Below are 24,535 nucleotides of genomic sequence, written 5' to 3'. Positions count from 1 at the left end.
TGTTCTGTTCCCACAGGAACTTGCTATTATATGTATATTAACATGTTCTTTAGCAAAAAGAAAGTTTGCATCCAACTTAATTATTCGGAAATTAAGTGAAATTTGGGTTAATCAATTACTTAATTTCTTGTTAATTGTCAACCAGTCAAGAAACGCCTGACAGCCTTCTACAACATCTTCATAAGTCTCCCGAAAATTTCCACTGTACCACGGATCTCTGACATCTGCATCCCGCCCGGCAAACTCCAGCATCTTATAGATCTTATCCCCACGTCTGTGTCCGGTCATTCGTTCAATATTCCTCATATTCATAGAATCCATACCGATCAGATAATCGTAATGATCATAATCTGAGGCTGTAAGCTGCACGGCTCTTTTACCTTTGCAGCTTATCCCATGTCTGCCAAGTTCTCCTCTTGCCGGCGGATACACCGGATTCCCAACACCATTCCAAATCTCTTCTGTGCTGGTGGCTGCCGATGCGATCTCAAACTGATCGGCAATACCACGTTTTGTTACTATATCTTTTAATATGAATTCTGCCATGGGGGAACGGCAGATGTTGCCGTGGCAAACGAAAAGTACTTTAATCATAGTTTTGTTTCTCCTTGTTTTGCCCCGAAATGCCCTGTTTTGCAAGGGTTTCCGGGGATTTTATGGTTTGCTCTGAAATGTGTGAATGTGGCAAATCAGAGCAGATTTTAGCAAGTTATTACTACCTGTTAGTAGTAAAATTAGTAGTAAAAGGAAGTTTCTTACTACTAAGGAAAACATTTAAACCACATCTATAATTACTGCCGCATGGTCTGTCATTCCACAATCCATCGGCATAGGATCTATTTCCATATTTGAAATAGATGCATAAACTGCTTCTGAAGCGATTGCATAATCCAATCTTCCTCTATATTTTGCCTCAGTTACTGTATCATCTGGATTTCCCTTTTGAACCCACACATCCTCATATCCATATGTTTTCAATCTCTCCACCAATTGTTTATTGCCTCGAGAAACATCATTTGCATTTAAGTCTCCAATAATTATTACTTTATCATTTTTCCTCGCCTTACAAAACATCTCAACAGCATTTAGAAACTTAGTATCACTTTCCTGTGGAAAATGTGTACCATTTACATAAATCCCTTCAACAAAATACAAAATAGACCTATTTTCTCGATAACCACTGTTAGGAGATGCAAATAACGTACATTTCATATTTTTATAAAACATCATTGTAAATGAGTATTTTCCGCTCGGTATTGTTTCATCAAAATAAGAAAAACCCATCTCTTCTATTTTTGATATAAAATCTATTCTTTCTAGTGGACTAACTATCATTTCATTAACTATTAAAACATCCGGTTGCTTATCCTCAATATAATTAAGAAATTTATTGAAAACTACATCTTTATCTATAGCACTCCAGTATTTCCAGTCAATACACTCTCTACCAACCCAAGCATTGTATTTTTTATGCTCCATTAGATGATTTTCTAACCCACCAAAATCATTTATATTGATACTTAAAATTCGCATATATAACTCTCTCTAATTATACTTCTTTCTTTTTAACCTGAAATCTATTACCCGTTAAAACAATTTGATAGTGTTCCTCTTCACTAAATAGAACTCCTGCAGAACACATATATTTTTTTACAGCCTCATCATATCCTTCGATTTCTTCAATCGTTGTTATGTTTTTAAGTGTTTCCCCTGCAGAAGTCAAAATCACATCTCCAATCGGAATACTCTCACTTTCGTGTTGGGTTATTTCCATTGTTTTTCCATTTACACAAAGAAGCACTTTTTTATCTTTAATTCCTGTTGTAATATACCCGGCAACTGAATCAAACTTTATCACTCCTAGTGTTTCCAACTCATTAATTACTTGAAAAGAAATTCCCAATTCATTCATTAATTCGATATTTTCGCTATATGGAACTGCCATCTTCCAATATGCTCCCGTTATTTCCTCGTTTTCAGAAATAGAAACAATCAAAAACCTCATGCTACATAATTGTCTAAAAGCCTTAGCATATGTAGGTGTCATTTCTGATAATATTCTTATCATATTAGGTGGAGTAGTTCCCGGATTATCAAACTCATTACTTAAAATTTTTCCCCATATAAGCTGTATGTTTTCATCTGACACATAAGCTGCCGAATCCATAAAACGCTCTAGCCACTCTTCACTCACACCACAATCACTCGTAAAACTTGTTCCTTCTTTAGCGTTCTGCATTGCAATCTCTGCAATTTGTTTCTGATTTTTCATCTGCTTAAGTTGCTTTTTTGCATTCATCATGGCATACATTTTCGCATCTATTGGCATATCCGATTTTTCAATTTCAGCAATATACATATCAACAGCTTTTTTTGTTATACCTGCATAGGGGAATAACATTCCTAAAGCCCCTACAGTTTTGTTTAACACATTTTCATTTTGAACCAACTCTAACGCTGCTTTACCAGCAACACCTGCAGCAGTTTCAATTCCCATACAAAATACCTCTTTTCATTAGTAACATTATTGTTATATATTATATCGCCACCCTTATCATTTTTCCATAGAAAAAACGCTCCAGTATAACCAGAGCGTTTCTGCTATGTAGTATTGCTACACTACCTTAAACATTTTTTGCGATACCGCTTTTGCATCGTTTTTCTTTTCAATCTCTGCCTGCGCCTTCCTAAACTCTTCCATTCGCTTCAATTCTTCCTCAGCATCATCGAATCCGATATGTGTGTACACATTCATTGTGACCGATATATCCGAATGCCCCATGAGGTATTGTAATGTCTTTGGATTCATTCCCGATTTTGCCATATTCGAACAATAGGTGTGTCGGCATACATGAGGTGTAATATTTGGCATCTGCACTCGGTAGATGTCATTGTATCTGCCAACCATATGGTTGAATCGGTGCTGCCAATGCATTGCCACAAGTGGCATTCCATTATCATCATAAAATAGAAATCCGCTATATCCATCTATGGCTTTCTCCACTTTCGGTGCGTTTCTATCCTCAATGATTGCCTGAAACATCTGCGCCACATCCTCTGTAATAGGAAGTTTCCTTGTTCCGGCATCCGTCTTTGTAGTTTCTATAATATACCTCATATCTGATGTTCTCTGTAGCTGATGGTCGATATTAACGATTCGCTTATCCAAATCAATATCTTTCAGTGTCAGACCGCAAAATTCCGATATTCGCATTCCCGTGTGGAAAAGTATGTAAACCACTTCATAATATTTACAGTACACCACATCGTCATGGACAAACTTTAGAAACTTTCTCATTTGGTCTTTGCTAATAGCCTCTCTTGTTACCGAATCATTTACCACAACTCCAGCAAGCTGGAATCCGAATGGATCCTTTACCAAAATGTCATCATCCACAGCCATCTGAAAAGCTGGTCGCAGCACTCCCCGGATGGTATGAATGGAACTGTAGCTTTTTCCATCTTCCTGTTGCAATTTTATAAGGAACAGCGTTGCATCGGAAGTTTTCACACTTCGTATCGTCTTTTTCCCGAATGCTTCCTTTGCAAGTAATCTCTGCAATATAACATATTCCTGCTTGGTGCTCTGCCTTACTCCTGTTTTGGTTTTCAGATAACGGTCTACCAGTTCACATACTGTCATCTGTCCGTCCACGATATTTACAAGCAAATCTAAATCTGTGTTTACCTGTTTTTCCAACTCTCGAAGGGAAAGGCATGGTTTCTTGCCCTTTGGGAGTTTATCCGTAGGCTCCAGTTTCCAACTATAGACAAAATGTGGTTTTCCATCAATATGGTACTTATACTGATATTTTCCATCTGCCCTTACGCGCTCTCTCGGCCTGAGAACCCTGCGTTTGGAATCCCGCCTTGTCTGTCCTCTTCCTGCCTTTGCCATTATACCCGCCTCCTCAACTCTGGATGGTTACGCAGATACCTTTCAAAGGCTACACGAAGAATCAGCTTGCGTTCTCCGTAGTATGCCAGGAAATCTTCCCCATCCGTATTATTCAATAAATCATAAAATTTTCTCCGGCTCAAAACAAAATATTCGATTGCCTCAGAAGGATTCAAAATATCCTTTTCTGCTAAATCTGGTCATGCCATAAAACACTTCCTTTCTTCCAAAAGTGGCTGTTTTCAAGGGTTTTCGGGGTCATTCTATGTTCGCTCTTCTGCCCTGTAATAGCAACTACTTTCGGCAGATAAAAGGAACTATATTTCTGAAGAACCACTAATAAATTCTTCAAACTTCGGGCGGATGATCAGGAATCTGTTTCCGCAGTACACCGCCACCGTTCCAAGGTTATCCTCTGCAATTCTTCTCAGTTTCTTTATACCAATATTAAAATAAGCTGCTGCCTCCTTGATGGTGAGCATATACTTCTCACTAACAGAAAGCGCTTCATTGCTTTCTGCATTCATAGTATCTCTCCTTCCGACAAGGTGGTCACACAGCTGACTCCTTTGTACTATTTTTTCTTTTTTGTCATTTTCACTCTGATTCTGTGATATTTGCCCCCAGGGGCGGTCTTAATCTCTGTCACCTTTCATGCCGGGCAACGGTGCCGCCCCTTCACGCACAAAAACTGCGAATTTAAACGGGGTATTAACCCCCAATACAGCTAAATACCATACAAGAGGCATATATCCCATTCAAGATGATAGAAATAAAATCAAACAATTCTATGATTATTTCCCTGCATCTGCCATCTGGATAACCTTGATTGCTTCATTTCTTACAAGTTTTCCATCAAGGTACTCAAATGCAAGATATCCAATCTGATCATACAGTACAAATTTTTCCAACAATGTTCTTACCGTCACAGGCTTTCTTCCCACAATCCAGTAATAAGAAAAGTCACCAAATGCAATCGGCTTAGTACCTGTTTCGATATCCGGCATATATTCCGAAATAATAACCTGTTTGCCAAGAATTGTATCATTTGCCTGATTCCACAAATAATTGCCATCGTTATCCTTCAGCTTTCTGAGTGCAAGTGCTGTCTTATCATTCATAAGCCAGATGCCATTTCTTCTATTCTCTGCTACCGCTCTTGGCGGCTACCAGTCCACGCAGTAACAAAGGCTTGTTCATTAAGAACGGGATGAAATTGTCAAGGTACAAATCCGTTACATCATTTTGTGTAACTTTTTATTGTTTTCATGAATATTTTAAGCTATAATGTAACCGAAGTCCAAAAACTGACGGTAACGCTAACGGTTACGAATTAACGATTGGAATGAGGTATGATATGCCATTAAACTGGAATGATGAAACGATTCCATCAGAAGCAGATAAAACAACAGATATATTAGGATTTAAAGAAATCGGTGGTATCGGGCAACTGATTTACCACCCTTTCCGATTCAAGAAATATGAACTTGATATTGATAAAAGCGATGATTATTGTGCAACACCATTTTGCCGCCCCGGATATGAACCCATATTTCCTAAAGAAGATTTTCTTTCCGGACAGGGACTGCTTACCAGCCTTTGCAATCTGGCAATGCAGATAAACAGCTTTGATAATAAAATTCCATATACACAGCTCATCATGGAATGGTGTACAAATAATATGCATCCATATAATATTGATTTCATTTATTCTAAATTGAATGAATCGTTTGATATAAATAGCTTCGATGCAGAAATGGTAGAAAAAGACGGAACATTCGAGATTAACAACTTCTTAGATGACCTCGGAAAATTATATAATGCAGTCATGTTTTATGTTGCTCTCGAAGGTATCTGTATTGCCGATGACGAAGCTGCATATGATTTATCCAAAGAAGGAAAATACTTTGAGGGCTACTCTTTCTTTGATAAATATAAGCATCCTATCGTTGCAATACCGGATGACTTAGATTATGGGGATGCAAAAGGAAACCTCATAGAAGAAATGCGAATTGATAATGAGTACATTACAAATCATCCGGCAGAAAATCCTCCAACCGGAGAATTTGCTACTACACCATATGACGATTACGATGAATTGCGGAATGCTCTTATTGACATCATTCCGGAATTTACCATGAAATTAAAGGTAGATCCCCGCACTAACCGATTAGAATTTTCTACCGATATTAATTCTGTATTTGATATTGCATGGCTGACACTTGCAAGAATGCTTTCCGAAGACCCTGCACCAGAAGATAAAGGGAAATCAGATAATCGTCCAGAAGGCATTATGATTCGTTGTCGAAACTGTGGTAAATTCATAATACGAAAGAGCAACCGACAGGAGTTTTGTGATGCCGAAGAATGCCAGAAAGTTCGAAATGCCCGAAAGCAAAAAGCCTATCGTGAGCGAAAAGCCATTGAAAAGGCTCAAAAAATCAAGAAAAAAGCACATTAATTTATATGATTTGGCGGAAAGGCAAATAGATTATTGTATCTAATGTCAGCCAGATACATGCAATTATGTGCTATGATATTATATAAAATATGTTAAAAGACACCAGAATCCCCCCTATGCAATTTCGCGAAAAAACGTGTTTGAGGGGGCATCGGTCTTTAAGATGAATAGTCACAAAGATAATACTCCCCCTGGGGGTAAGGAGGAATACATGGAGCCATTACTTAAATATAGAGGTGGAAAAAGACGTGAAATACCAAATTTCAGAAATCTTATCCCTCAAAACTACACAACATATATTGAACCATTCTTTGGTGGAGGTGCAGTTTTTTTTGATCAAGAACCAGTCCAATCAATTATAAACGACATAAACCATCCATTGATTAATTTTTATCAGCAAGTTGCCAACAATTATCCTCAGTTAATGCAAGAACTAACTGAATTACATGTGCTCTATGAGCAAAACGAAACTGTATATGCAAGGCAAAAGACCTTACATCCCGAAGCCAGAGTGCCAAATAATAATGAGCCCTTATATTATCAATTGCGTGATATGTATAATGGATTAACACCTTCCACTTACTTAGATGGCACCTTGTACTATTTCATTAATAAGACAGCCTACTCTGGAATGATTCGTTATAATGCTCAAGGCCAATATAATGTTCCTTTTGGAAGATATAAACATTTTCGCGTAAATAACATATTACCTCAACACAGTACATTACTTCAGAATGCGCAAATATTGCAAACTGATTTTGAAAATATATTTGCACTAGCAAATGCAAACGATTTTATGTTTTTAGATCCACCATATGACTGTATATTTCACGACTACGGCAATATGACAACTAATTTCGGTGAAGATGAACACAGGAGACTAGCTTCTGCTATACAAAACGTCAATTGCAGAATTCTTATGGTAATTGGAAGAACTCCATTAACCGAAGAATTATATGCAGGACATATTGTCTCAGAATATCCAGTAAGATATTCCGTTAACATCCGAAATCGTTTTGATACCGACACCACTCATATTGTTGTCACTAATTATTAGAGGAGGCTTGCTTATGAATTCAACAGATATTATAAGAGACTATATAGACAATCAATTAGGATATACAAGAACTATACGAAATAGTAGTTTGAATATGGATGAAATTATACTCCCTTCCGGAGAAAATGTAATCATCTCATATGCCGATGTTTCTATCACTGGCACAGATAGATCAAAGCCACAAATCAGAATCTTTGCAGACAAGGCAGTTGAAGCCTTTAAGACTGCACGCACCGAAGGAAAACGCTTTTTTTGTTTGACTATTTATAGTAAAGCAATGACATATGTAGCATACATGTCCAATATCACACTAGATGAATACATTATTTCTATTGAAACAAATATGAACAATATGTCAGGTCGTATGGATATCAGAAGCCTATACGAATGGTTAGATAATTATACCGCCACCCACGGTCCACAAGACTATGTAAGATGTAATAAATCAGACCATACCTGTAGCATCTTCCAGGCATCTTTCATAAGAATCAAAAATAGAACCACTAATTTGACCACAAAAATGAAAGAATACTTTGGAATGTTTGATTTGAGGCCATATTTTGTAACTGCATTAAGAGCTTTCAACTATGAACCAAACACAAATACTGATAAAAAAAACATAATTGCATTTGGAGCACCTGGAACAGGGAAAAGCTATGGTTTCAAGAAAAAGCTTGATGATTTGGGCGTTTCGTCAACAAATTACGAAAGAGTTACTTTTTTTGCAGACTATTCTTACTCTCAATTTGTTGGAACTTACAAACCTATTGAAATTGGTGGCACAATTACATATAAATTCGTTCCCGGTCCATTTATGAGAATATTAAAAAAAGCATTAGAAAGTGGATTAACCAACACACCCGAAAATTTTTACCTTATTATAGAAGAAATAAATCGTGCAAAGGCTGCTGCCGTATTTGGAGATATGTTTCAACTTTTAGATAGAGACGACAGCGGCAAAAGTGAATACTCGATCAATGCTAGTGAAGACGTCAGAGCATACTTGGCCGATACTTTTGGCGGATCGTCAAATGATTACTCTGAGTTGCGTATTCCAAACAATATGTATATCTATGCTACTATGAACAGCGCTGACCAAGGTGTATTTCCTATGGATACCGCATTCAAACGTAGATGGGGATTTAATTATATTGGTGTAGATGATGAAGAATTTAAAATTGTACCAATTCCTGGAAGCGGAGGTCATGTAACACCTGTAGAGAATCAAAATGACACATTCAACTTAGCTGATGGACCAATTGAATGGAATGTTCTAAGAAGAGCAATAAATCTGAAACTTTCAAATGAAAAAATAAGAATGCATGAAGATAAACTAATGGGACCTTTCTTTATAAAAATATTAGATGCGAGTTGCAATAGTATCTTTTCTCCTGCAACGAAAGATGCAGATTTCATTAAATTGTTCTGTGACAAAGTGCTTATGTACCTATTTGAAGATGCTGCAAAGACCAAACGACCAGACCTATTTGAAGGCATTCGCCCGAAAGAAAAGCTAAACAGATATTCTTTTGTCTGCTCAGAGTTTAGACGAATAGGTCTTGGTATTTTTGGTGACAATTTTAGGACTAAAGAATATGCCAATCAAGAAACAGAACGAAATAATAAAAGAATCGATTTAACACACTAATTAAGGAGTTGATACTATGTCTGTTATTTCCGCTTATGTAAGGGAAGACTGGTATTATTCCATCGAAAGCATTAAGGAGATGTTTCTTTTCAATAAAGAAAGCTACTCCACAGAGGAAGAAGTCTCTAGGCATTTGAAATCTTATATAAAGGAATTACTCAGTAGAAATATTTTAAAAGCCGAAAAAAAACAACAACCTGATGAAGCCGATATCGAATTTGAAAATTATGATGATAGCGATCTTGTTGCAAATACTAAAAGATATAAATTTTCCTTTGTGGGCATAGCCATATGCCAAAATCGAATAATATATGTTTATCCCAAATATATCGGAAGCGCCACTGCTCTTCCAACTTATGAGCCTCAAAAAGAATTAACACAAGTTGTACGTGTTATTGAAAAGTATAGTAGAGAAAAAACAAAACAGGATATTCGAGATATAAATTTATTTGTTGATGAAGATGATAACGGCAAACCGAACACCTTATCTGTAATGTTATTTCTACTTGAAGATTACGCTACGAACGGTCCTTATGAAACAGATGAAGCTATTATAGAAATAAATGGTAGTGATAATATTTTGTGGCAAAAAACAATCGATGATACATATCCTATTATCACAGATAACAGGCCTTTGTATGTCGAATTATACACCCAACGCAATGTATGTGATGATTACGATTTTATTAAAAGACTGCATGCCTATGTTGTAACATCCTGTTCCTATGAAATAGATGCTGCTGGATTAAGTGATTTTTTTAGCCTACCGTATGCTGAAATCTCAGATGATGAAATAGATTCATTTGGTGACACTGATTATATTCTTGAAAAATTGGATTTAGCTTTATCGGAGACATTTGATGATCGAAAGATAATGGTATTAAAAGCTATGAAATTATATTTCAAGAGTAGTAAAATACTTGTTGGTGATACTGAAATCCAACTTATAGGAACTCGTTCTTTCAACTTAATTTGGGAAGAAGTATGCGCAAAAGTATTCAAAAGTCAAAAAGCTGATAAATCCAGACATCCTGACGTAACAGAGATTGAGCCTAATATAGATTACTCCGTTATAAATAAGGAATTTGCACAAAAACCACCGACTTTAGTTGAGCTAATAAAGCAACCAATATGGAAAAAATATAAAAAAGGAAGTACCGGGCTTCCTACCGCTACTTTAAAACCTGATTATTTAAGATTCGAAAATACAGGGCAGAGAAATCACTATATTTTTTATATCTTAGATGCCAAGTACTACTGCCCTGTATGGACTGATAATAAAATTGAAGGTCAACCTGGTGTTGAGGATGTGGCAAAACAATACATGTATTTCATTGCATACAAAGACATACTGAAGCAACTTCGCGAGGTTCAACATCAAACAGTGGAAGTAAAAAATTATTTTCTCATGCCACAACGCGAGAACGATCCTAAAGTAATGGGCTATGTGAAATTCAATGTACTTAAAGACTTAGATGTTAATATTGGTCTAGGTGTAGTCGAGGTTCGTATGCTTTCACCTACTTTTATGTTCAATCACTATCTCAATAACACAACTGCAAATTTAGCCGACTTGCAATAGCTATGTTAGTAAAAGCCACAATCCCTGTGTTCTTGCTCCCAACGATTGTGGCTTTTTATGTTCAAAGTTTTGTATGTGTGCCATCGCTTAGTAGTCGGTTACTACTAAGGATTTCTCCCAACACCTTTGCCTTTATCCCGATTCCGCCCATGAGCCTTAGTAGTCGAAACCGTAGTAATTCCAAGGCTTTCTGCCATATTCTGCCCTGTGTTGCCCCAGTCTGCGAAGATATGCATTATCATAAAACTGGAGTGCCGTGGCAGATGAATAATACTTTAATCATAAAATTCTCCTGTTCTCATCTCGCTATCGCACATTGTCACGATCTCCATCAAATAGCCACTTATGCCAGCATAGTGGTTATTTCACGCAAATACCCTGTAATGCCGATTTTTGCGTTGGTTTACCGTTTTTGGTGGCATTGTATTTTTCCTATTAATGACTACACTTTTCGTAAAACACTTCAAAATGCAGCAATTGGGGGGCAGTATGTAGTAGTCAAATCGTAGTTAGTTAAGGGGGCAGACTACTGACTGAGATGTGCATTTTTCATTATATCATGCAATTGCTGTACATGCTTTGTCCTCAAATACTATCCATCTAGATACTTTATTACTAATTTCAATAGAAACTTATAATAACCTGATGCATACTTTATCTTGCCAATTGTAATAGGTTTTATCAGTCCCATACTTTCTCCATGCTCTCAAAAGTCTTTATGCATAATCGGCATTCATAAGATATTCTCTTAATTCTACTTTCTCTTTTTCCTTTTCAAGATTTATACAATATTCTTCTATATATTTTCTGTGGTCAATATAGTCAATACCCTTAAGATTATCCTTCAGTAATTTGAGGAAGTCTATTTTTTGCATAATTAATGGGATCTCGCTTCCTGACCATGAGCAAGATGAGGGAAATAAGTGTATTTTCTTGAAATCTTCCAGCTTCTTGTTTTCTTTTAGGAATTCAAGAATATATTCCAATTTCCAATCCGGCAAGACATTTACAACCATATCTATAAATCTTTTACATTTATCAATTTCAAAATTGTTTTCCCGTATCTTTTCAAACAGCCAATATTTCTTTCGTTTCATTATAATTTCATCTGATGTCTTAGCAAATAATAAAACAGCCGGTTCTTTTATGTAAAAGATCATGTCGTCATCTATAAGAATCTTAAATGCATATTCCACACATTCACGCCACTTATCTTTTCTCCATATTAATTCAAAAATTTTACGTACATTTCCATCTCTGTGCATATTATCTTTTGATTTAACCCAATCAATATATTTCTTCCAAACTATAGGTTGTTTCTCGAATATCTTTGCAAAAAGTTTTCCACTGTAATCAACATAATGACTATTTTCTAGCGCATTCATATAAATTCTTACCAATGCATCAATATCATTTCTAAAGAAATTAATAATCCTATCTACCTCTGTATCATTATTACGTACATGGTCTAAAAAACTTGCCGATAGTTTAGAATTAGTTAATATCGCTTTTATTACTGTTGCTTTAAATTCACTATCTTGTTCACTGTAACGAGCCATAACCTGTACTGTAGTAATGATTGGCTTGTCATTTGCCAAATTATTAACTATAAAAGCTTTATAATCATTAGCAATCTTCTCATTTATTTCTTTTTCCGGCACACACTCCCAAATAAATGACATCCATATATCTCTCTTGTCAAATGCACTATCATTTACAAAGCAATATGTTGCTTCATAGCCTATATGATCAAGCAAATATTTTACCTGGCGATATCCATTCAACCTAAATGGTGCATTTGCATCAAAATATTCTTTAAGCACCTTCAAATATAAATCGGATTTATCTTCTAGAATTTCAAAAATATAATCTAACCCCGAATCTAGTGACCATTGTTCCCTATCATAGACTATCTTTTCCAGAAATTTACAAGAGCAAAATAATTTTTGAAAATCATTCAAATCATATGTGTCTATTTCTTTCGAAATAAACTCTTTATGTAAGCGCTCATCTTCTTCTATTGTTTGACCAGTCAAAGGCTCATAGGTCAGCATTCTATAAATTCTGAACTCTGTATTTCTCTCAGCAACCATATAACGATGATCCGGCTTTATGCCGATTTGCTCTGCTGCCTCTTTGTATTTTGCAATAACCATCGCATCAAAAAAATCAGGCGAATTCTTGTCAATTATATAGTCATATATTATATTAAAATCTAGCTGTAAATAATTCTTAGAGTCCTCTTCGTCTAATCTATTAAGATGAATTTCTAAAAGGAAGTTATTGATTGCATTATAATACTCTTTTTTCTTACGTAAAATAGCTAGATTCTGCCATATACGAGTACGTATATGAGCTAATTCCTTAGTATAACGAAGTGTCATCCTTACAAAATTGACTGATCTGCTATTTCTAATCTCTTCTGTAAAAGACACTTCTGTTTTTAATGCACATTCAGCAATCTGTAAATACAGTATGCTGTTATTATAGTTTTCACCCTCCCCTGTATAAGCCCATAACTTATCTAACAAACGCATTTCATGATTATACCTATCTCTATATGAATATTTATCATATAATAACCGATCACTTAACACAAAATTAAAATCCATTATCAAATCTGGCCTTTTTTTATAGTACAGCATCAAAAGATCAACTGCATCTTCAAAGTTCTTTGTATATTTATAACCTCCCAAAATTTCTATTATTTTTTTTGTAATTTTGTGATATTTTTTTTTAGAGTTAATATCAAAACTATGTAAGTCAAAATCAACGTTCGATTCTTGATCTATACAATTCTTAATAATAGATAAGGCCTTATCTGGATTAACTCGATAAAACGATTCAAGATACTCCATATCCTGTTCCATTGGTGCATTATTCCACGCAGCAATTATTGATTCTTTAATATATTTTTTACACTCTTCTGAATTGAATATTGTTAACAGAGTATTCAATGTATATATTATTTTATTCCGAAATGTAGGAAATCCCATTGATATCAAGCTTTCTACACTTATCCATCTTTTCTCAAATAAAACATAATAAAGTATATAATTGCTAAAACTTTGATCTGCAATTTTTGTTATCTCGTTTTTAAACCAATCTATTAATTCCAAAGAATACAATTTTTCAATTATATCATCCTCAATAATTTTCTCTCCATATAAATTTTTTATATCACTATACAGTTGATTTTCATTATTTTTCACCGGTCCAGCTATAGCAATAAAAAACAACATAAGCACATCTTCTTTTGTCAGCTTCGCTTCATTGATAATTCTTCCATAGTAATTTTTAAAAATATCCTCAGCATTACATATTGCTTGATATCCGTCATCTATTGATCGCATACCTGCAAGAAAAGCAAGTCTAATATTTCCATTTGCAATATCTGCAATCTTTTTAAGATAATCTGGATTCACTATCCCTAAGTCCGACTTTAAAATATCTTTTATTTCATCATCCTTAAATTCTCCAATTTCAATGATACAAGGTAATACAAACATTGATACAGCCTCTATCACTCTATCTTTGGCATAATCTCTTACGGAAATAAGTATCTTAACATCAAAATCTGTTGATAATGTCAAAATAGTATTAAGCACATTATCTATACTTGCAACCATATTAGCATCATCGAAGAAAATTAGATATCTTCCAGGATCAGAAATGTAATACCTTATATCATTATATAAAAGATTTCCATTACTTTTGACGCAGAAAACTTTTATCTTTTCAGAATCTTGTCGTCTACATGCTTCTATGGCCAATCTTGTTTTTCCAATTCCCGATGGTCCTGTCAATACGGTCACTTTGTTATTAAGTATACTAGTACATGTCTCATTAAGTTCCAGCTCTCTATGAAGAAAATCACAATTAATTGGCGCATTTATACCATATACATCATATATTTTAACAAAATCCTCTATCTCAAAAAATTGATTTGTATCAATTGAAATCCCAAGCTCATCTTTTGCAATATGTGGATAAAATAATGCCAAATCATGTGAAAGCGTATCTATTCCAATAAGTTCAATTTCGATGCCATCAATAATTTCCATAATGTTATCGAATTGCTCTATATGAATATTTGTAGAACGGTGACCACAAATTATTTTTTTTATTTTCTCCTTAGGTATTGATAGTTTCGATTTATCAAAACATGATAAAATATCAGCACGTATTTTCTCTACAGGATTTGAACTTACAGTTCCATAGTTTATTAAAATATATTTTCCATCATTAGTTACTACATATGAGTCAGGTGTCCCCTTTGTAGTTTTATTAGTTCCTGTTTCAACTCCCAAAGTTTGAATATTATTAAATTTATATTTTTTGTAAAGATATGCATCAAACAATTTTTGAAAGGCTCCCCCCTCCAACTGTATGATTGCATTTTGAATAGAATTTATATTTTTCAACTAAATCTCCCCCTTAGTATTTCTATGTTAAAACTAACAATAACGTATCATTTCATTGTTTCAATTACTATACTATCCATTCGTATTGGAAAATTTTCTGATCTAAGCATTTTTCCAGCAATTTTACCCAAGCAATACACCTACCTCACCCCAAAATAGCAGGTATTTTTTCCTTTTCCTTCTTTCCTCAATTCTCCTGATGCAACCAATTTTCGCAATGCACCTTCAATAGAGCTGTCACTGAGTGTAGGGCATAGCTCCCGTATATCCTGCTTATTGAAACGTCCAATTTTATTATGACTTGCTCTCCGTACCATTTCAAGTGCAGGTAGTTTTATTTCAACCAACGCCATTCTGTCTTCAAAGTCTTTATAGGCAGCAAGAATGGTACCAAGTAAATATTTAATAAATGGCACTACATCTTCTGTTCCATCATGCCAGCCCGGCTGAGCCGCAGCAAGAGCCTCATAGTACAGGTCTTTATTCTTGGCAATCTTTGCTTCCAATGAGACATACTTTCCAACATAGAATCCACTCCGATATAGCAGTAATGTAGTGAGCAGACGGCTCATTCTTCCATTTCCATCATTGAAAGGATGAATACATAGAAAGTCATGTATAAAAACAGGGATAGCAATAAGTGGCTCCAATTCCATATTTCCTATGACACGATTGTATTCCTCACAGATTCTGTCGAGTGCCTCCTGTGTTTCAAATGGAGCAAGTGGTGTAAACAGCACTTCGACATGTCCATCTGGATAAGTAGCACTAATATAATTCTGTACATTCTTTGTTTGCCCTGCAAGCGGATTGTTCATATGACTATATAACATCTTGTGCAGTTGCAAAATATAATTTTTTGTAATAGGAATCGCATCAAAGCTATCATGAATAACATTCAGAACATCACGATACCCCGCAATTTCCTGCTCATCCCGGTTCTTAGGTGTTGTCTTTTCTTCAACAAGCTGACGCATTCTGGTACTCGTCGTAACAATGCCTTCAATAGCATTAGATGCCTCGGTGCTTTGTATTTTTGCAATCTCTACAAGTTTATCAAGTTCTTCTGGACGCTGCCTCAAATACATCTCCTGTTTTCCAGCTTCTTTATAAATAGCAGCAATTAACCCTAAAATCTCTGAATCCCATTTCTGATATTTAATTGCAGAATAATTGAAGTTTCGCATTCCCTTACTTCTCCTTCCTTTTCCTTAAATAATAGTGTTAATTAAGGGAATAGTCAACAAATTAAGCGAATAATCTTATAATATTCTATCCCAATTAAGGAAATATTATTTTTACCTATCTAATCCTTATTTCTCTCCATCTCTCTCTGAATCCAGGTCATGATCACATCCACAAGATACTCCTGCTGTATCTGGCTCAATTCCCTGCCCAGCTGTATCTTATGCCATTTTCGGATGCACTCCCTGCAGCAGGTTGCAGTTGCATGCTGTGCGATAAATACCGGATGCCCTTTCATCGGCGTCTGTTTTCCATCGTTTGGAATAACCGCCGGAGCTTCCCGCTTTGCAATAAAGTCCTGCGCATGCTGTCTTATAGTATCCAGTCCTTTTTCATTTATGTAATCAATATCCTTCTGCTTTAAATGAAAGCTGCTTCGGAACTTGGAATTACCAAGTCTCTCAAATAGCTGCTTATACCATTCCTCTTTTGTCATCAAAATTCTCCAAACTTCTTATGGCATCCTAACACTTCCTGTTAGAATGCCATCTATAAACATAAATACTATATTATTTTTCCCCATGCTCCTTCACGACCAGTCTGCCTCTTCCACTTTCCTTCGCCTCGTATAATGCATTATCTGCTTCCTCATATAACCGGTTAAAGGTTACTTCTGACTTAGCGATGACTGCGCCCATAGAGATGCCGGTCCCTCCCTCTGCAGATTTTACTGTCAGATTTACTTTGTCAAATATCTGCTGGGCATGTTCTTTGATCGCCTTCTCCGGCACACTCTTATTGAAGAACATCATTACCGCAAATTCGTCCCCACCCATACGACTGGCAAAATCTTCATTTCGTAAAGACGCAAGCAATGTCTGGGCGACTAAGATCAGATATTTATCACCATTATGATGACCATAGGTATCATTATATTGCTTAAATTTATCAACATCTATCATGATCATCATTGCATTAAAATCACCTGATAACAGCTTCATCTCCATATCATTCCGAAAAGCCGCATGATTCAAAAGGCCCGTCAGGGAATCTGTACGATATGTATTCTCCCAATTCCGCAATCTGACTTCCGCCTTATTCTGCTCTGCATCTGTCAGGATTTTCATGGAATAAGTACTCGATACATCTGAAATAATAATCTCTGCACGATCCTGTTTAACTGCCGAATCGTAAAAGACACGTCCATAACAAAAGACATAAATATCCTTTCCATCCTTTCGATGGAGTCTGTGTTCCTGCAATACATATGTACTCTTAGCCAGATTGGCATTTGTCCGGCACAAATATTCTGTCCGATCAGCTTCAGGGATCAGATCCATCTGATTCATGGAATTTTTTTCTACATCCTCACCGGAATAACCTGTCAGCTTCTCGAAATTATCATCCACAGACAAAATATTCCATGAACCATCCAGCAAATATCTACTGCATTGCACTGTATGTACACAGAATGCTTCCTGAAGTGTACTGTTATCCTCCGGTTTTGCCACTTGTTTGTGTTGAGGTTTTTCCTTCTCCTGCCTGAACTTATGAACTCCCTTTACGGTATCAGAATAATTCTCTGATATCATTTGAATAAACTCGGAAACAATAAACGGATCAAATTGTGTTCCGGCGCATTTTTTTAATTCTTCAAGTGCATCGGATACAGGCATTCCATTTCTATATGGACGGTCACTTACCATCGCATCAAATGCATCAACAACAGCAATTACACGTGACAGTACAGGTATACTCTCCCTGCTCAGTCCGTCAGGATAGCCCTTTCCATCCCATCTTTCATGATGATGTCTGATTTCCTCTGCGATCTGCTTCAATTCTACATTACTGTTTGCAATATCATAGCCCTTTTCAACATGTGAACGCATGATCTTCCATTCTTCATCGGTAAGTTTTCCCGGTTTGTTCAATATCTCCATTGGAACACCGATCTTTCCGATATCATGAAGCAGACAGAGAAGGGACAAGCGGCTTTGCTGTATATCGGATAACTCTATACGTTTACCAAGCTCTGCACCCATAATCTGTGTACGGCGAACGTGATGCTCCGTATCACTGTCACATTCCTCAAGTGCCCGTATCAGAGATGCCAGCATATCCGAATGAATGGATTTGCTGTCTACTAATTTCTTTGTACGCATAGCTTTAGTTGTATTTCGAATGCTTTCAACTATACTGTGTGTCTCATCTTCTACTACACTGACTGCGTACTGAATACTTCCGTCGAACTTCTCCTTAAGTTTTCCGGCACATACTGCCATCTCATCTTCACTGCTTCGGCTACACAATGCTATAAGATGTGCCTCGGTTCCTCTGACATAATATGCCCTTTCAGGAAAACAGGTTCTCATATTTTCCGACAACAACCGGATCTTCTGATCCCCTGCTTTTTTCCCAAGTGTGCTGTTGATAACAGACAAACTATTAATATCGCATACAGCAATTCCTACCGGGAACGTAAAATGATCATTTTTTTCCAATGCAAGCTGTTTGAAATTTTCCCATTTCTGAAATCCTGTAAGCATATCCGTCTCAAGTGCGATATCTGTAAATACAAACATCTGACCAATCTTATGGCCGTTTTTATTTTCAAGCTTCTTTACATCACACCGCAATGTTTTTTCTTCCGTTTCCAACTTAACATAGCATTGCAGGGAAAAGCTGTCGTCATCTGATTCCGGATCAAACGACAATCCATATACATCCAGAAAACTCTGAAGATCTTTACATCCGGTCAACAGTTCTTCTCCCAGGAAAAAATCAGCTCTTTCATTATGCAGAATCAGGTGCTCGTCATCATCAAACAAAACGATGCCCTGCCCTATATTTTCAAATATACTTGTCTTCAATTTATTCAACATCCCATGTGTGGAATAATCAAAGCAGCTCCAATAAATAATAAATGATACTACACTGTATCCTCCGATCGAATAGTCCAGTAAATTCACTACAGATTCGCCCGGTAAAAATAAAAAGATCGCATTTGACCCTACAATAATAAGAATTCCTATGATAACACTTAAATACTGCCAACGATATTCATGCGGAATCTTGCAAATCTTCCGAATCAATAAACCTACCACCAATAACACCATTACATACGAAAATATCAGATGGAGCTCATACAAGGGCTTCATCTGATAGCTATACTTTGCAATCAGCGTATCCCGTGGTTTATATTCAATTGCAATTTCCATAAATGGATTAACTGCAAACACGATCAATTCATATATACAATATAAAAAGCAGAATGCTACCATCCATTTCCCATATCCGGAAAACTTTCCTTTTGTGAAATAAACCGTGAAAATTAAAAGAGAGACAAGCATAAAATCTATACTTATAAAATATATACTCGACATAGCCGCCATGCACATATAGGAATCACTCATGATACTGATCAGATAACTAATATCTACAATAGCCGCACCCATACAGGCAAACCCCAGAAATCTACCTGTTGTTTTATTCTTTTTAAAAGATTTTACCGCTAATAATATATCTGTAGCAGCAATAATAATTGATATGACTATATATGCATTGATCACAACTGTCTCATTCATAGTAAACCTCCAATATTCAGACAAAATCCGAGTTTATTTTACTATTTTTGAGGCAGCATGGCAACACCTATGCGTATCACAAACGCCGGCAATTTACCAAATCTGTTAAATTCAACTCTTATCGTTTATTCAGTATCAGAATCTTGTTTGAAAAATTCCTTACAGCCGGAATCTTTCCAAGCACCTTATATACAGGAACGAATTCCTTCATTCCTTCTACCAGACTGATATCTTTTTCGCTCCGGAAAGAAGGTGCCACACTCTGAAATGCTTTTCCGCTTTTCACACCCCAGATGAATTTCGCCTGGCTTCCCTCTATGGACTTCTCTTTCATATGCTTCACAACAAATGGTGCCATTACCTCAACCAGAACCTTTGCCTGTGTAAATGTCTGATCAATAATCTCAAACATCTTACGCACATCCTGCTCCGTTAAATACATCGTAAGCCCTTCTATGACCACCAAAACCGGTTCTCCATGATACTCGATATCCAACGTATACGATGGATCTGTTGCAGACTTAGCGATCTGGTAAACAGGGCCATTCTCCTCAAGGAAACGACTTCGAATATCCATGGTCTCCGGAAGATCAATATTGTACCAACGTTGATACTTTCCCTTCATCCGGTAACACCGGGTATCCAGTCCACAGGCAATATTTACAACAATGGCATCCGGATGCTTGGTCAGATAATCATTTACCAGACGATCCAGTACGATCGTTCTTGCAATTACACCGCTGCTCATCAGTTTATCGGATTCCGCCTTTGAGAAATCATAATCTAACCGGGATACGATCTCGATTGCTTTCTCATCATAGATATTGTGATTTTCTTTTCTGGATTCTGCTGCTCTTGCAAATAAAGTCTGCAGCATTGTCTCCGGTACACCCTGTACACTGACCTTTGTCTTATTCTGATTTTCTGTCTGCATTGCTTTTCCTTCACTCATTGTTTTATTCTCCTTTTCTGCATTTACATAACAAATGTTATTTTTTGTTATGTTGTAAAAAAAGAACCCCACAGCTACATATCACATGCTGTGAGGCTCTCTTAGATTCTGTATTAATTTATCTGTTCCACCCATCGAGTAGATCCCAATCTTCTCAACCAGATACAAACTATCTTCCATACTATAATTTCCTTTAATAATCTCCAGACATCCATCCAAACGGATCTTGGCCAGTATCTTTACAAGCTTCTCATCCGGCTCACATTCCATCCGGCTCTTATAAAATGTATATATCGACTGCTCCATCAGTTCTTCTACCTTGGAACGATACATTTCATAACAGCTTCCTTGCGTCTTCTCCAGAATGACCACCGCTTCTTTTCGGTGTTCCAGAATAAATCGCATCATCTGAACATCTAACTGCGTACCAATCTCCGGCTCTGCAAGCTCTAACTCCATATATCTGACAAGCAATTCTTCATACTGCACAACCAGTGGTTCAAAAATCTCCCGGAACAACGCTTCTTTATTCTTAAAATAAAAATACATTGCACCGGTTGTAACTCCTGCCCGGCTGCAGATCATTCGAAGACTTGCTTTATTATAGCCATGTATGAAGAATTCGTCTAATGCTGTCTGTTTGATTTTCTCTATTGTGTTTTCCTGATCATTCATCATAACACATGTTATGTTAGACGTTTCTAACCAAAATGTCAAGTATTATTTTCCGGTCACGCTCTTTACCTTATAATTTCTGACACCCGAAGCCTTCTTCTCTTTTATTTTTCTATCACCTGACATATATTCCTGCAAAATCTGTGTCTTCTATCCCACGTGATCTTACAGGAACAACAGTAATACAATATACATTTATTTTACTTACATAATCTTTCCATCTGTTGAAATTGTAACCACATTCCACGGAAGGAATTTGCCGCTGTTCTGAAGAGCATTTTTTACAGCCATCTCAATACCACCACAACACGGGACCTCCATTCTCACAACCGTAACGCTCCGGATATTATTATTCCGGATGATCTCTGTCAGCTTTGCAGAATAATCTATCATGTCAAGCTTCGGACAGCCAACCAAAGTGATATGTTCCTTAATAAAATCCCGATGGAAATTCGCATATGCATACGCTGTACAATCCGCCGCAACAAGCAGCTTTGCTCCATCAAACCAAGGGGCTGTCACCGGAACAAGCTTGATCTGTACCGGCCACTGGCGCAGCTCTGACTCCTGCTGTCCCATCATCGATGCTAACTGCTGTACAAGCTCAGATGATACTTCACCATTTTGCACAGTCTTACTCCCTGCTTCAAAAGTTCTTGTCTTTTTGTCATACCGGTCTCTGTTAAATGTCTTCATAGCCGTACCCGGACAACCACATGGTAGTGGTTCTCCTGACGGACTGCCTGCTCCATTTACTGTCTTCTCAGCTTTTGCCGCCAATACCGCTGCCTCATCATAGTCCGCTGCTTCACGTTCAACAAATGTAATGGCTCCGGTCGGACAGGTAGGAAGACAGTCTCCCAGTCCGTCACAATAATCATCACGAAGCAGCTTTGCCTTTCCATTCACCATCCCGATCGCGCCCTCATGGCATGCCGATGCACATGCCCCACAGCCGTTACACTTTTCTTCATTAATTTCTATAATCCTGCGAATCATCGTTTTTCCTCCTGAATACCTGATACCTGATCATTCTATGATATTTGCTGTTATATCTGTCGCTTCTTTGATCGACATTATACATCGCAGCTTACTTTCATCACTTAACTGTCAATCAGGTTCTTGATTTTATGTGCTTATTCTAATATACTTATTTCAAAATGTATGTTGGATTTCCAACAAAACAACATTTAAGGAAATGGAAATTTTATGAACAAACACGATCTTACATCCTATATTGATACCCTGTCAGCCTGCCGCCTGTTTACCGGCATCGATGAACAGGATCTGCCGGCTATGCTTACATGTCTGGACGGAAACCATATTCATATAAAAAAAGGGAATCCCATATTCGTAGAGGGCGATCCGGCACGCTTTATCGGAATCATTCTTACCGGAACAGCGCAGGTGATCCGTGAAGATTATTATGGGCACCGAAGCGTCATGACCAATCTACAACCCGGTGATCTGTTTGCAGAAGCCTTCTCCTGCGCAGGTCTTTCTACTGTACCGATCAGCGTCTTTGCCATGACTGACAGTGATATTCTGCTTCTGGACTGCCACCACCTTCTGACCTCCTGTTCGAATTCCTGTGATTTTCACAACACCCTGATTCGAAATCTGCTGCACGAAATTGCCCGGAAAAACCTCGCGTTAAATCAAAAAATACGCTATATGTCAGAGAAAACAACCCGTGATAAATTAATGGCATACCTCTCCGACCAGGCAAAACAGAATCATTCGGATACCTTCACTATTCCTTTCAATCGTCAGGCACTCGCAGACTATCTCGGTGTAGAACGCTCCGCCATGTCCGCTGAAATCAGCAAACTAAAAAAAGGCGGAATCATCGACACTCAAAAGTCGACCTTCCGCCTACTCTAAAAACATGCTTGCAAAGAGCATTCTTATTATATAAGTTCGTGACATAAAACATCACACGGACGGTATATATATCTTTATTGCGCAGAACACTTTCGTTCTATCCTCATGTAACGGTACTAAGCTCCCGCTTAATAGCGGATCGCTAAGGACCGACATTCGGACAGGTCTGCTTCATAAAATATATATACCATCCGTGTGATGTTTTTGTTCATTCCCTATTTTTCAAGAATGCTCTTTGCCAGCTTCTGCTGCTCCTCTGTTGGAGGATCGATTCCCTCTAATTTATAAGGAATTCCAAGTCTCTCCCACTCCTGAATACCCAGCTTATGATATGGAAGTACCTCTACCTTATCCACTGTTTTAAGAGTATCTATAAATTCTTTTGTCTTCTTCAGATCATCCTCATCTGTCGTAATTCCCGGAACAAGTACATGTCTGATCCACATATGCTTGCCCTGATCGGACAGATACTGTGCAAGCTCCAGAATATTCTGATTTGAGAATCCTGTTAATTCACGATGCTTATCATCATGGATCTGTTTGATATCAAGTAGAAAAAGATCTGTAAGGCTCATCAGTTCATTGAACTTTGAGAAGAATGGTTCTTCTCTGGTAAATGGATTTCCGGCCGTATCGATCGTAGTATGAATACCCTGCGCCTTTGCCAGCTTGAAAAATTCGATCAGGAAATCCATCTGAAGTAATGCTTCACCACCGCTTACAGTGATACCACCCTGACCTTTCCAGTATGGCTTATAACGAAGTGCCTGCTTTAACAGATCTTCCGGAGTTCTGGCCTCGATCTTAACACCTTTATCTTTGAGCAGTTTTGTATTCTCTTCAATTTTTTTCTCAAGTGCTTCTCTTTCATCATCGCTGACATCGTCAGCATACAGTCTGCTGTAATCTGTTACAAGATTCCATGTCTCTGGGTTATGACAATATTTGCATCTCATCTTGCATCCCTGTAAAAATACAACAAATCGAATTCCCGGACCATCGACTGCTCCAAAGCTTTCTGTTGAATGAATATATCCTAAAATCTGTTTCTTTTCCGGCATGTTCCACCTCTAAGTTCTTTCTATTATTTTACACAAATACACATTAAACAACCACGACTATGCATCTGTTTCCACCACTCACAGCTTCATAGCCTCTTTCTATTTTCTCTCTGATACACAATTT

20 protein-coding genes are annotated in these 24,535 nt (G+C 37.0%); 5 read left to right on the top strand and 15 right to left on the bottom strand.

Annotated features, from left to right (window positions below):
- Nucleotides 1-111 precede the first annotated feature (111 nt).
- The 7 genes from LK416_02405 to LK416_02375 form a co-directional block, all read right to left on the bottom strand.
- Complete coding sequence (locus tag LK416_02405) at nt 112-594, bottom strand: low molecular weight phosphotyrosine protein phosphatase (protein ID UEA75055.1); 483 nt, start codon at nt 592-594, stop codon at nt 112-114.
- A 180-nt stretch (nt 595-774) separates the two neighbouring features.
- Entirely contained in the window at nt 775-1,533 is a 759-nt protein-coding gene (locus tag LK416_02400; protein ID UEA75054.1) for an endonuclease/exonuclease/phosphatase family protein, read from the bottom strand.
- Nucleotides 1,534-1,549: 16 nt separating this feature from the next.
- Entirely contained in the window at nt 1,550-2,497 is a 948-nt protein-coding gene (locus LK416_02395; protein UEA75053.1) for a DUF2806 domain-containing protein, read from the bottom strand.
- Between the two features lie 117 nt (nt 2,498-2,614).
- The gene (locus tag LK416_02390; protein ID UEA75052.1) at nt 2,615-3,898 is read right to left on the bottom strand and encodes a tyrosine-type recombinase/integrase; all 1,284 of its coding nucleotides are present in this window, start codon (nt 3,896-3,898) and stop codon (nt 2,615-2,617) included.
- Nucleotides 3,898-4,074: a DNA-binding protein gene (locus LK416_02385; GenBank protein ID UEA75051.1), complete on the bottom strand. Its 177-nt coding sequence runs from the start codon at nt 4,072-4,074 to the stop codon at nt 3,898-3,900. The genes LK416_02390 and LK416_02385 overlap by 1 nt, the downstream gene beginning before the upstream one ends.
- Nucleotides 4,075-4,215: 141 nt before the next feature.
- Nucleotides 4,216-4,425: a DNA-binding protein gene (locus LK416_02380; GenBank protein UEA75050.1), complete on the bottom strand. Its 210-nt coding sequence runs from the start codon at nt 4,423-4,425 to the stop codon at nt 4,216-4,218.
- Between the two features lie 267 nt (nt 4,426-4,692).
- Entirely contained in the window at nt 4,693-5,028 is a 336-nt protein-coding gene (locus LK416_02375) for a phage major capsid protein (GenBank protein UEA75856.1), read from the bottom strand.
- A 227-nt stretch (nt 5,029-5,255) separates the two neighbouring features.
- Between LK416_02375 and LK416_02370 the strand changes: the two genes are divergently transcribed.
- From LK416_02370 to LK416_02355, 4 genes are all read left to right on the top strand, one after another.
- Entirely contained in the window at nt 5,256-6,359 is a 1,104-nt protein-coding gene (locus LK416_02370; GenBank protein ID UEA75049.1) for a hypothetical protein, read from the top strand.
- A gap of 211 nt (nt 6,360-6,570) precedes the next feature.
- Entirely contained in the window at nt 6,571-7,416 is an 846-nt protein-coding gene (locus LK416_02365; protein UEA75048.1) for a Dam family site-specific DNA-(adenine-N6)-methyltransferase, read from the top strand.
- A gap of 13 nt (nt 7,417-7,429) precedes the next feature.
- A complete protein-coding gene (locus tag LK416_02360) occupies nt 7,430-9,064 on the top strand; it encodes an AAA family ATPase (protein ID UEA75047.1) in 1,635 nt (544 codons plus the stop codon).
- Between the two features lie 16 nt (nt 9,065-9,080).
- Complete coding sequence (locus LK416_02355) at nt 9,081-10,646, top strand: LlaJI family restriction endonuclease (protein ID UEA75046.1); 1,566 nt, start codon at nt 9,081-9,083, stop codon at nt 10,644-10,646.
- A 716-nt stretch (nt 10,647-11,362) separates the two neighbouring features.
- Here LK416_02355 and LK416_02350 read toward each other — a convergent pair.
- The 7 genes from LK416_02350 to LK416_02320 all read right to left on the bottom strand — a co-directional run bounded on the left by LK416_02350 (nt 11,363) and on the right by LK416_02320 (nt 22,465).
- The gene (locus LK416_02350) at nt 11,363-15,070 is read right to left on the bottom strand and encodes a hypothetical protein (protein UEA75045.1); all 3,708 of its coding nucleotides are present in this window, start codon (nt 15,068-15,070) and stop codon (nt 11,363-11,365) included.
- A gap of 140 nt (nt 15,071-15,210) precedes the next feature.
- Nucleotides 15,211-16,257, bottom strand: a complete 1,047-nt coding sequence (locus tag LK416_02345) for a Fic family protein (GenBank protein ID UEA75044.1) — start codon at nt 16,255-16,257, stop codon at nt 15,211-15,213.
- Nucleotides 16,258-16,376: 119 nt separating this feature from the next.
- Nucleotides 16,377-16,751, bottom strand: coding sequence for a DUF4186 domain-containing protein (locus LK416_02340; protein ID UEA75043.1), 375 nt, complete (start codon nt 16,749-16,751; stop codon nt 16,377-16,379).
- A 73-nt stretch (nt 16,752-16,824) separates the two neighbouring features.
- Complete coding sequence (locus LK416_02335; GenBank protein UEA75042.1) at nt 16,825-19,839, bottom strand: diguanylate cyclase; 3,015 nt, start codon at nt 19,837-19,839, stop codon at nt 16,825-16,827.
- Between the two features lie 118 nt (nt 19,840-19,957).
- Complete coding sequence (locus LK416_02330) at nt 19,958-20,791, bottom strand: class I SAM-dependent methyltransferase (protein ID UEA75041.1); 834 nt, start codon at nt 20,789-20,791, stop codon at nt 19,958-19,960.
- A gap of 81 nt (nt 20,792-20,872) precedes the next feature.
- Nucleotides 20,873-21,469 (bottom strand): TetR/AcrR family transcriptional regulator, encoded by a 597-nt coding sequence (locus LK416_02325; GenBank protein UEA75040.1) that lies wholly within the window; start codon nt 21,467-21,469, stop codon nt 20,873-20,875.
- 201 nt (nt 21,470-21,670) lie between these two features.
- A complete protein-coding gene (locus LK416_02320) occupies nt 21,671-22,465 on the bottom strand; it encodes a 4Fe-4S binding protein (GenBank protein UEA75039.1) in 795 nt (264 codons plus the stop codon).
- Nucleotides 22,466-22,675: 210 nt separating this feature from the next.
- Here LK416_02320 and LK416_02315 point away from each other — a divergent pair, with 210 nt between their 5' ends.
- Entirely contained in the window at nt 22,676-23,350 is a 675-nt protein-coding gene (locus LK416_02315) for a Crp/Fnr family transcriptional regulator (GenBank protein UEA75038.1), read from the top strand.
- A gap of 215 nt (nt 23,351-23,565) precedes the next feature.
- On the opposite strand, the gene LK416_02310 is transcribed toward LK416_02315, so the two are convergent.
- Nucleotides 23,566-24,411 carry a radical SAM protein gene (locus tag LK416_02310; protein ID UEA75037.1) on the bottom strand — a complete coding sequence of 282 codons (846 nt, stop codon included), beginning with the start codon at nt 24,409-24,411 and terminating at the stop codon, nt 23,566-23,568.
- Nucleotides 24,412-24,535: the final 124 nt, after the last annotated feature.

The organism is Lachnospiraceae bacterium GAM79, assembly GCA_020735665.1.
Classification (GTDB): domain Bacteria; phylum Bacillota; class Clostridia; order Lachnospirales; family Lachnospiraceae; genus Coprococcus.
The sequence above is the reverse complement of the archived record's forward strand: the minus strand, read 5'-3'. Positions and strand labels throughout refer to the sequence as shown.